The sequence below is a fragment of the Saccharopolyspora taberi genome, from assembly GCF_039534165.1.
GTDB classification, from domain to species: Bacteria; Actinomycetota; Actinomycetes; order Mycobacteriales; family Pseudonocardiaceae; genus Saccharopolyspora_D; species Saccharopolyspora_D taberi.
This window is the reverse complement of sequence record NZ_BAAAUX010000014.1, coordinates 814,244-823,634: the sequence shown is the minus strand read 5'-3', so window position 1 is coordinate 823,634 and position 9,391 is coordinate 814,244. Positions and strand designations below refer to the sequence as shown.

General features: G+C 70.9%; 11 protein-coding genes. 6 read left to right on the top strand and 5 right to left on the bottom strand.

The window, feature by feature from the left end; genetic code table 11:
* The coding region (locus ABD691_RS18085; RefSeq protein ID WP_344681149.1) for a PP2C family protein-serine/threonine phosphatase at positions 1-1,074 on the bottom strand (1,074 nt) is incomplete at its 3' end.
* Between the two features lie 59 nt (positions 1,075-1,133).
* Here ABD691_RS18085 and ABD691_RS18080 point away from each other — a divergent pair.
* Both ABD691_RS18080 and ABD691_RS18075 read left to right on the top strand, forming a co-directional pair.
* Entirely contained in the window at positions 1,134-1,511 is a 378-nt protein-coding gene (locus ABD691_RS18080; protein WP_344681147.1) for an STAS domain-containing protein, read from the top strand.
* A 33-nt stretch (positions 1,512-1,544) separates the two neighbouring features.
* Positions 1,545-1,928, top strand: coding sequence for an ATP-binding protein (locus tag ABD691_RS18075; RefSeq protein WP_344681145.1), 384 nt, complete (start codon positions 1,545-1,547; stop codon positions 1,926-1,928).
* Between the two features lie 44 nt (positions 1,929-1,972).
* On the opposite strand, the gene ABD691_RS18070 is transcribed toward ABD691_RS18075, so the two are convergent.
* Positions 1,973-2,164, bottom strand: a complete 192-nt coding sequence (locus ABD691_RS18070; RefSeq protein WP_344681142.1) for a ubiquitin-like protein Pup — start codon at positions 2,162-2,164, stop codon at positions 1,973-1,975.
* A gap of 85 nt (positions 2,165-2,249) precedes the next feature.
* Positions 2,250-3,317, bottom strand: a complete 1,068-nt coding sequence (locus ABD691_RS18065; protein ID WP_344681140.1) for an NAD-dependent epimerase/dehydratase family protein — start codon at positions 3,315-3,317, stop codon at positions 2,250-2,252.
* A gap of 110 nt (positions 3,318-3,427) precedes the next feature.
* Between ABD691_RS18065 and ABD691_RS18060 the strand changes: the two genes are divergently transcribed.
* Entirely contained in the window at positions 3,428-3,919 is a 492-nt protein-coding gene (locus ABD691_RS18060) for a uracil-DNA glycosylase family protein (RefSeq protein WP_344681138.1), read from the top strand.
* 7 nt (positions 3,920-3,926) lie between these two features.
* Here ABD691_RS18060 and ABD691_RS18055 read toward each other — a convergent pair whose 3' ends face one another.
* On the bottom strand, positions 3,927-4,817 hold the full coding sequence (locus ABD691_RS18055) for an LLM class F420-dependent oxidoreductase (protein WP_344681136.1): 891 nt from the start codon (positions 4,815-4,817) through the stop codon (positions 3,927-3,929).
* 160 nt (positions 4,818-4,977) lie between these two features.
* Between ABD691_RS18055 and ABD691_RS18050 the strand changes: the two genes are divergently transcribed.
* The gene (locus tag ABD691_RS18050) at positions 4,978-6,408 is read left to right on the top strand and encodes an FAD-dependent oxidoreductase (RefSeq protein WP_344681134.1); all 1,431 of its coding nucleotides are present in this window, start codon (positions 4,978-4,980) and stop codon (positions 6,406-6,408) included.
* On the opposite strand, the gene ABD691_RS18045 is transcribed toward ABD691_RS18050, so the two are convergent.
* Entirely contained in the window at positions 6,396-6,749 is a 354-nt protein-coding gene (locus tag ABD691_RS18045; RefSeq protein ID WP_344681132.1) for a MerR family transcriptional regulator, read from the bottom strand. The genes ABD691_RS18050 and ABD691_RS18045 overlap by 13 nt on opposite strands.
* 53 nt (positions 6,750-6,802) lie before the next feature.
* On the opposite strand from ABD691_RS18045, the gene ABD691_RS18040 reads away from it, so the two are divergent.
* Both ABD691_RS18040 and ABD691_RS18035 read left to right on the top strand, forming a co-directional pair.
* Positions 6,803-7,633 carry an NAD(P)-dependent oxidoreductase gene (locus tag ABD691_RS18040; protein ID WP_344681130.1) on the top strand — a complete coding sequence of 277 codons (831 nt, stop codon included), beginning with the start codon at positions 6,803-6,805 and terminating at the stop codon, positions 7,631-7,633.
* A gap of 191 nt (positions 7,634-7,824) precedes the next feature.
* On the top strand, positions 7,825-9,391 hold a 1,567-nt coding region (locus tag ABD691_RS18035), incomplete at its 3' end, for an ABC-F family ATP-binding cassette domain-containing protein (protein ID WP_344681128.1).

Genomic DNA, 9,391 nt, shown 5'->3' with positions numbered 1-9,391 from the left:
GGATTCGCCACGGCGCTCGACAAGCCCGTCGGTGCAGAAGCAGACCACTCCGCCGGGAGGCACGTCGACCGTGCCTGTCCTGCGGTGGCGGGTGACGCCGAGCCCGACCGGAGGATCGACCGGCAGCGCGGCGAGCCGCGCCCGCCGGCCCGGCGCGCCGACCACCGGGGCGAGGTGGCCCGCGAGCGACACCCGCAGCCGGAAGGTGGACGGGTCGTAGACCGAGTAACCGACGGTGGCCATGGCGCCGGGTTCGAAGTGCGTGACCTTGCGGTCGAGCTTGTGCAGGACTTCCGCGGGATCGCGGGTTTCCAGCGCGTAGGCGCGCAGTGCGCTGCGAAGCCGTCCCATGACGACGGCCGCGGCCAGGCCGCTGCCCGCCACGTCCCCGATCACGATGCCGACGTGGCCGGACGGCAACCGGAAGACGTCGTACCAGTCGCCGCCGATCCGCGGATCGGCACCGGGGACGTAGCGCGCGTCGAGGGCGACGCCGGGGACGGCGGGCAGGCGGGTGGGCAGCAGGCTCCGCTGGAGCGCCGCGGTGGCGGCCCGCTCGGCGTGCGTGGTGCTGGCCTGGACGGCCAGCGCGATCCGGTCGGCGACCAGCCGGACCAGGTCGACGTCGGACTCGCTGAAGTGGCGGGAGTCGCGGGCTCCGACGTGGAGGATGCCGAGGACGTCCCCGCCCGCCATCAGCGGAGCGCCGACCACCGACCGGATGCCGTGTTCCCGCAGCGCGGGCCTGATCAGCGACGGATCCGCGTCGCTGCGGGAGACGGGCGGCGGGTCACCGGCGGCGACCGCCTCGGCGAAGTCGCGGGCCGCGGGCACCCGCACGCCCTGGCGCACCTCGTCCTCGATGCCCACCGCGGTGGAGGCGACCAGCATCTCGCTGGAGGGTTCGTAGAGCATGACAGCGGCGGTGTCGACGTCGAGGAGTTCCTGCGCGCGGTGCAGCAGTTCGCGCAGCAGGTCGTCGGTTCCGAGGTGCGCGAGCGTGGAGTCGGTGATCAGCTCGATGCGGCGCAACCGCTCTTCGGCGTCGTCGGACGTGCCGGCCGCCTCCCGCATGGGCACAGGATAGCCGGAGGGCCTTTGCTGATCGGCGGGTGCGAAACCACCATGGGGGCATGCCTGCATCGAGTGATCCCTGCGGCCCCCCGGCCCCGTTCGACATCACCATCCGCAGATCGCACCGGCTGCTGCTCGCCGAGGTGGTGGGCGAGGTCGAGCTGGTCAACGCGCCGAAGGTCGAGTCGGAGCTCATGGCGGCGCTCGGCGAACAGCCCGATGTCCTGGTCGTCGACGCCAGCCGGGTGAGCTTCCTGTCCTCGGCCGGACTGGCGGTGCTGATGCGGGTGCGCAACAGCGCCGCCGGGCGCACCCGGTTCCGGGTCGTGGCCGACAGCCCCGCGACGCTGCGGCCGATCCAGCTGACGGGCCTGGACCAGGAGATCGAGATCTTCTCGACCAGGGAGAGGGCGATCGCGATGGCCGGAGACCGCTGAACGGCGGGCCGGTCGGAGGTCGGAGATGCCGAGGTGAACTACTACCGGCAGGTTCCCGCCGTGGCCGGTGAGCTGCCCGGGCTTCGCGACGCGCTGGCGCGCTGGGCGCTCCGCACCGGACTCGCGTGCGACCGTTCCGAAGCCCTCGCGCTGGCCAGCTACGAAGCGATGGCGAACGTGGTGGAGCACGCGTACGTGCGACCGGGTGCGATGGACGTGGAGGCGGTCCACTTGAGCGCGCAGAACCGGGTGGAGGTGACGATCACCGACCGGGGGCAGTGGCTTCCGCTGAGCGGAGAACGCGAAGGCGGGCGCGGCCTGCCGCTGATCCACCGGCTCGCCGACGAGGCGGTGATCACCCCGGGCAGCGCGGGCACGGTCGTGCGGATGAGCTGGATGCTCGATCACCAGGGCTGACTCCGTCCTTTGGGCGGTCCCCGGAACCAGCCGTGGGCGGCCCGTCATTGCCCGCCCTTCTGCACGTAGGAACGCACGAAATCCTGCGGGTTGTCCTCAAGCACGTCGTCGATCTCGTCGAGAACGTCCTCGGTTTCGGAGTCCAGCTTCTCGCGTCGCTCCTGCCCCGAGGCAGAGGGCTCGGGCACGTCATCGTCGTCGTGATCGGAAGGACGGTGGTTCCTGTCCTGGCGCATTGCGCCTCCCCGGGATCGGCGGTGTTGTCGGGCCAGAAACTCATCACGCCAGGCAGTACCCACCGCCCACCGCGGGCTAACCCGGTCAGGGGCGCTGACCGACGCCGGTGCGGAGCTCGTGCCATCGCCCTCCCGGAACCCGTGGGCGCAGCGGGGGACTGGTTCCTCCGGCCGACACCCGCAGACCGCGGAGGAACGCCGAGACCGCGTCCGTGGAACTGCGCCGGGGTTCCCAGCCGAGCGTGTCGCGAGCGCGCGAGGTGTCCATGACGGGGAGCTGGGCGAAGGCGTCGAACAGACCGGGAGAGGCCGGTACCAGGTGGAGGTTCCACGCCACCGCGAGTGCGTTGCGCACCAACGAATTCGGGATCTCGATGGTTCGCGTGCCGAACAGCGCTGCGAGCACTTCGGCGTCGATCAGCGGTTCCGCGGCGACGTTGAACGCGCCGGAGTGCTCGGACAGCGCGGCCAGCCGGTACGCCTCACCGACGTCGTCGGTGTGCACCGCCTGGAACCGGATGCCTTTCGGGAGCGGGAGCGCGGGCAGCAGGTCCGGCCGGATCAGGCGGTTCGGCGTCAGCGGGCCCATGAAGAGCCTGCGCTGCTGCGAGGCGGACTCGTGCTTGAAGCAGAAGGCGGTCCGCATCCGGACCACCCGGATGTTCGGGTGCTGGTGTTCGAACGCGTCGAGGTGACGTTCCAGGTACGCCTTCTCCCTGCTGTAGGCGGCTCCCGGCCAGCCGTTCGTCGGCCAGTGCTCCTTCACGGGCTGCCGGTCCTGGTGCGGGCTGTAGGCGGCTACGGATGACGCGTGCACCAGGCTCGGCACGCCGGCGGCGGCCACGGCTTCGAACAGGCGAATGCTGCCGAGCACGTTGTTGCGCCAGGTCGTCGCCGGGTCGTGCGTGGGCTGGAAGAGCCACGCCAGGTTGATCACAGCGTCGGCCGACATCACCCGCGTCACCAGGTCGTCCGCGGCGACATCGGTGCGGATCCACTCGACCTTCGAACCGACTGCGGGCGGTTCCCTGCGGGACAGCGCGACAACGTTGCCGACGCCGGGATCGGATTCCAACGCCGCCACGACGCTGGTGCCGATGTTTCCGGTCGCCCCGGCGACCACGATGCGCAAGGGTTTGCGGGACGCCTCCATCACGGCCTCCTCGGTCGCCGCCGATGTGCTCGCCCCGTGTGTTCCCCGCCCGTTCCGGGGTAAACGCGTGGGAAGCAGCCGCACTTCGTGACCGGCGCGAGGAGGAGTCCATGACCGCCGAACCGTACGTTCCCGCGCACGGCGGCTTGCGGGCCCTGGCGGAGGCGTCCCGGGACTACCAGGGCTGCGACGCGCTGGAGGAAGCCGGGATCGATCGAAACGCGGCATATCTGACGAATGCGGTGAAGCACTTCAAGTTCGTGCCGGAGGAACGGGGGAAGCGCCGCATCCACAAGAAACCGAGTGCGGCGGAAGTGCGCGCATGCCGTCCCTGGCTCACGGCGGAACTCCGCACCGTCAAGCCGGAAATCGTGGTCTGCCTCGGGGCGACGGCGGCGAAGGCGTTGCTCGGCAGTGACTTCAGGGTCACCGCCGACCGCGGTGTGCTGCTCGACTTCCCCGAACTCGACGAACTCGGCCCGCAGCACCCGCGCTGGGCGCTCGCCACGACGCACCCTTCCGCAGTCGTGCGCGCCCCGGACCGGCGTTCGGCCTACCAGGGGTTGCTGGCGGATCTGGAGGTCGTGGCGAGCGCGCTCTGAGTGCGCCCTACCGCAGTCCCAGCGCCGGGGCGAGTTCGCGCAGCGCGGGCAGCGGGTCGGCGGCCCGGCCGTCGCCGAGCACCTGGATTACGACGTGGTCGGCACCGGCGTCGAAATGCCGCCGCACGTGCCCGGCGATGACGTCGGTGTCGCCGATCGCGACCATGGCCTCGGCCAGCCGGTCGGAACCGCCGACCACGATGTCGGACTCCTCGAAGCCCTGGCGCAGCCAGGAAGCCTGGTAGTTGGGCAGCCGCGAGTAGACGTCGAGGTGCTCGTGGGCGAGCCGCAGCCCGGTGTCGCGGTCGGTGGTCAGGGCCACCGCCTGCTCGCTGACGACCCACTTGTCCGGTCCGAGCAGTTCACGGGTGCGCGCGGTCTGCTCCGGGGTGATCAGGTACGGGTGGGCGCCGTCGGCCGCGGTGCCGGAAAGCTCGATCATCTTCGGGCCGAGTGCGGCGAGCAGCCGCGCCGGGCGCTGCGCGCCGGGCTCGACCTTGTCCGAAACCGAGTCCATCCGGCCGAGGTAGTCCCGCATCGTCGCCAGCGGCTTGGCGTAGGTGCCCGCCCGGCCCTCCACCAGCGGGGCGTGGCTGACGCCGAGCCCGAGCACGAACCGGCCGGGGTGCAGCGCGTTCAGCGTCCGCCCGCCGGACTCGGCGGCGAGGGCGTCGCGGGCGTGGATGTTGGCGATCCCGGTGCCGACCACCAGCCGGTCGGTCGCCGAGAGCAGCGCCGCCGCCTGGGTCAGCGACTCCTTGCCCGCGGCTTCGCCGTAGAAAAGCGAGCCGTACCCGAGCTGCTCGATCTCGCGGGTGTGGGACTGCACGTCGCGGATCGGCCAGGTGTCGCTGGTCCACCACACGCCGACGCGGGAACTGAAGTCGATCTTGGCCATGCCCCGATGGTAGTTCAGCGCACCCGCTCGCACCGGATGTCCCGGTGCCCGGACACCGGGCCGTCCGGTGCGGATGCGTCCGCTGGGCGGTGATGCGCACCGTTGACAGCTCATACACTCCCGGTTCGAAGATCGTCGCCAGGAAGCCGAGGTGTTGGTGGTGCCCCAGCTGTCCCGCCGTTCGTTGATCAAGAGTGCTTCCGGCCTGGGTGCGGCCGGGCTGTTCGCCGGTGCCGCGCCGGCGGACGCCGTGCCGGTGGGCAGGCGCCGGGTGGCGGTGCTGGGCGCCGGTGCCGGCGGCATCGCGACGGCCTACTTCCTGTCCGGCGACTGCGACGTGACGCTGTTCGAATCGCGCTCGAAGGTCGGCGGCCACTGCGACTCGGTGACGATGGAGTACAAGGGCAACCCGCTCACCGTCGACCTGGGTGCGCAGTTCTTCCACCCCGGCACGCACCCGATTTACGTGACGCTGCTGGAGGAACTGGGCCTGTACGATCCGGACGCCCCGGACGGTGACGACACCATCGAGGCGCCGGGCAGCGTCTGCGTCTACTCCGGGGACGGCGGTCTGCCCCGGTTCTCCTCCACCTATCCGCTGCTCACGCCGGTGAAGGCAGTGGATTTCGCCATCTACAGCCAGAAAGCGCGCGAAGCCGTGCTGGACGGCATCTCCTGGGACGTGCGCACCGAGGACTGGATCGCCGACCTGCCGGTGAGCGACCGGTTCAAGACCGACGTGCTGTACCCGTGGATCGTCTCCCTGTTCGGCAGCACCCGCGCCGACGCGGCCAGGGCCTCCGTACGCTCGGTCCTCCAGCTGTACGCGCTGGCCTTCCCGCCGACGCTGGAACTGCTCAAGGGCGCGAGCACCTGGAACTCCAGCATCGGTCTGGAGGGCAACCTGCGCCGCATGCTCGACCGCAGCCCGGGCGCGCGGGTGCTGGTGAACTCCCCGGTGCGGGGCCTGTCCTACTCGGGCGGCCAGTGGACCGTGCGCACCCCGGCAGGCACCAGCGGTCCCTTCGATGCCGTGGTGGTCAACGCTCCGCCGCACACCAGCAAGTCCTTCTTCGGCGATGTGCCCTGGGCAGCCGACATCGTCGGGCTGCTGGGCGAGCACGAGTACTTCGACGTGCGCATCGCCCTGCACACCGATCCCCGCTACGTCCACGACGACCGCGCCATGTGGGCGGTGGACAACGCCGAGGTGGCGGGAGCCGAGTCCGAGGGCAGCATCTGGCTGGGCGGCATCCATCCGAAGCTGCCCGACGGCGGCACGGTGGACGTGTTCAAGTCCTGGGCCCTGCGCCGGGCCGAGGAACCGGACGACGTGCTGTTCGAGCGGAAGTTCCGGCATCCGCTGATCACGCCCGAGGTGGTCCGGGCGACCAGATCGCTCAACACCCTCCAGGGCCGCAACGGGCTCTACTTCTCCGGTGGCTACACAGCGGGCTTCGACCTGCAGGAAACCGCGGTGTACTCGGCGATGAAGGTGGCCGACGCGCTCGCGCCCAGCAGCGCCACGCTGGCCTCGCTGCGCCGGCGGCTTGCGCTGCGCGACCGCTCGGGGATCTCCTACGACCTCTGACCGGCGATGATGGTGTTCAGGTTGGCGCGGGTCGTCTCCAGCTCGCTGATCGCCTCGCCGATCCGGTCCCGTTGCTTGACCAGCTCGTCGACCAGCTCCGGACAGGCGGGCGTCAGCAGGCCGTCGTCATCGACGATGCACGGCAGCACTTCCAGGATCTGCGCGGTGCTCAGCCCGGCCGCGAGCAGGACCCGGATCCGCCGCACCGCCGCCACGTCCGCGTCCCCGTACACGCGATAACCGCTCGGCCGTCGTTCCGGCCGCAGCAGGCCCTGTTCTTCGTAATACCGCAACGCGCGCTCGCTGACGCCTGTCCGCCGGGCCAGTTCCCCGATCCGCATACCAGGCTCCCGACTTGACTCTGACGCCGACGTGAAGGTTTAGCTTACGCGGCATGACACCCGTGACTGTTCTCGGACTCGGCCCGATGGGCCGGGCGATCACGACCGCCTTCACCACCGCCGGCCACCGCACCACTGCGTGGAATCGCACTCCTGGCAAGGGAAACGACCTCGACGCCACCATCGCGAGCACCGCCGCCGAGGCGATCGCGGCCAGCCCGGTGGTCGTGGTGTGCGTGCTGAACTACCAGGCGGTGCAAGCGATCCTCGATCCCGCGGCATTGAAGGGCCGCACCCTGGTCAACCTCACCGGCGGTTCTCCGCGGCAGGCCCGCGAGATGGCCGCGTGGGCGGCCGGGCACGGCATCGACTACATCGACGGCGTGATCCTGAACGGTGTCATCGGTGGCCCGGAGGCGGCGCTGCTCTACAGCGGGCCGCGTGAGGTCTACCAGGAGCAGCAGGCGACGCTGGCCGCACTCGGCGAGAACGGGACGTACCTCGGAGAAGATCCCGGCCGGGCGGCCGGGTTCAACATGTCCCTGCTGGATCTGTTCTGGACGTCGATGTTCGGCGTGGTGCACGCGTTCCGGCTGGCCGCAGCGGAAAACATCGCCCCGGCAGATCTCGGCGGGCACGCCAAGCTGATGGCCGGTCTGCTTCCCGGACTGATCGACCTGGTCGCCGAGCACGTCGCGGCGGACGAGTTCCCCGGGGACGCCTCGACGATCGTCTCGGCCGCGGCGGTGCTGGACGAGGTCATCGACACCGCCCGGACGAACGGCCTGGACGACGGCGTGCTCAGTGCGGGGCGGGCGGCCGTCCAGCGGGCGATCGACGCCGGGCACGGATCGGCCGGATTCTCCCGCCTCGCCGTGCTCTAGACGGAAATCACACGCCGATCACGCGCACCACCCGTTACGATCGGGGCGTGCAGTACTTGTACTTCCTCTGAGCACGCGGATCTCGACCGCCCGTGACGTCTTCCGGGCGGCGTCGAGCTGATCCGTCGTCGTCTCACGCCTTTTCCCGGATTCCCGCCGTGCTGCGCGGAATCCGGCTTTTCGGAGGAAGTATGTCCAGCGTCTTCACGCTGCGTTCGCGCGCGCATCTCAACGCCACCGGCATCCATCTGGCGCGGGGCGGTCGCCCGGTGCTGAGCGGTGTGGACCTCACCGTCTCGGCGGGCGATCGCCTCGGCGTCGTCGGCGAGAACGGGCGGGGCAAGACCACCCTGCTCCAGGTACTCGCCGGAACCCTGCCGCCCGACTCGGGTTCGGTGCACCGGGCGGGCACCATCGGCGTCGCCGAACAGGAAATGCCGGTCGGCGACGACCGGACCGTCGGTGACCTCATCGACGTGGAACTGGCCCAGGTCCGGGCCGTGCTCAGCGATTTCGAGTCCGCGACGCAGGCGCTCGCGGAGGGAAGGCCGGGCGCCGAACAGGAGTACGCCGACGCGCTGGCGGCGGCGGAGTCGATCGACGCCTGGGAGGCCGACCGCCGCGTCGACATCTCCCTCGCCGCGCTGAGCGCGGTGGGCGATCGCGGCAGGCCGCTGGCGGAGCTGTCGGTGGGGCAGCGGTACCGGATCCGGCTCGCGTGCCTGCTCGGCGCCGGGCACGACCTGATGCTGCTCGACGAGCCGACCAACCACCTCGACGCCGACGGTCTCGACCACCTGACGGCCAGGTTGCGGGAGCATCCCGGGGTGGTGGTCCTGGTGAGCCACGACCGCGCCCTGCTCAGCGATGTCGTCACCACGGTGCTCGACCTCGACCCGACCAGCGACGGCAGGCCCCGGGTCCACGGCGGTGGATACGCCGGGTACCGGGAAGGGCATCGCGCCGAGCGGGAGCGTTGGGAGACCGCGTACCGGGACCAGCAAAGCGAGCGCCAGCGGCTCGCGCAGGACCTGTCGGCGGCGCAGAACCGGCTGTCGACGGGCTGGCGCCCGGAGAAGGGGACCGGCAAGCACACCCGGGCCACCCGCGCACCGGCTCTGGTGCGTGCGGTGCACCGCAAGCAGGAAGAACTCGAAGCGCACGTGATCGACGTGCCCCGACCGCCGCTGCGCTTCCACCTGCCGGAGCTGCCCGCCATGCCGGGCGCCACGCTCCTGCGGGCGGACGAGGTGACCGTGGCGGGTCGGATGGCAGTGCCGCGGTCGGTTTTGCTGAGGTCGGGTGACCGGCTCGTGGTGACGGGGCCGAACGGCTCGGGCAAGTCCACGTTCCTGTCGGTGCTGGGAGGGGTGCTTGAACCGGAATCCGGGACTGTGCAACGCAATCGCGCGGCTCGGATCGGCCTGCTCGCGCAGGAGTCACCGCGCCCGTCGCGCCGACCGGCTTTCGAGGTCTACGAGACGGCCGTGGCACGCCTCGTCACCAGCGGCGCGCTCGAAGAACACGTCGGCCTCAGCGAGCTCGGCCTGCTGCCGTCCGGCGCCGCGCACCGTCCGGTGGCCGAACTGTCGATCGGCCAGCAGCGCAGGCTGGACCTCGCGATCCTGCTGGCCGCGCGACCGCACGTGGTCCTGCTCGACGAGCCGACCAACCACCTGTCGATGGCCCTGGTGGACGAGCTGACCGAAGCGCTGGGCGCCACGGGCGCAGCCGTGGTGCTCGCGACGCACGACCGGC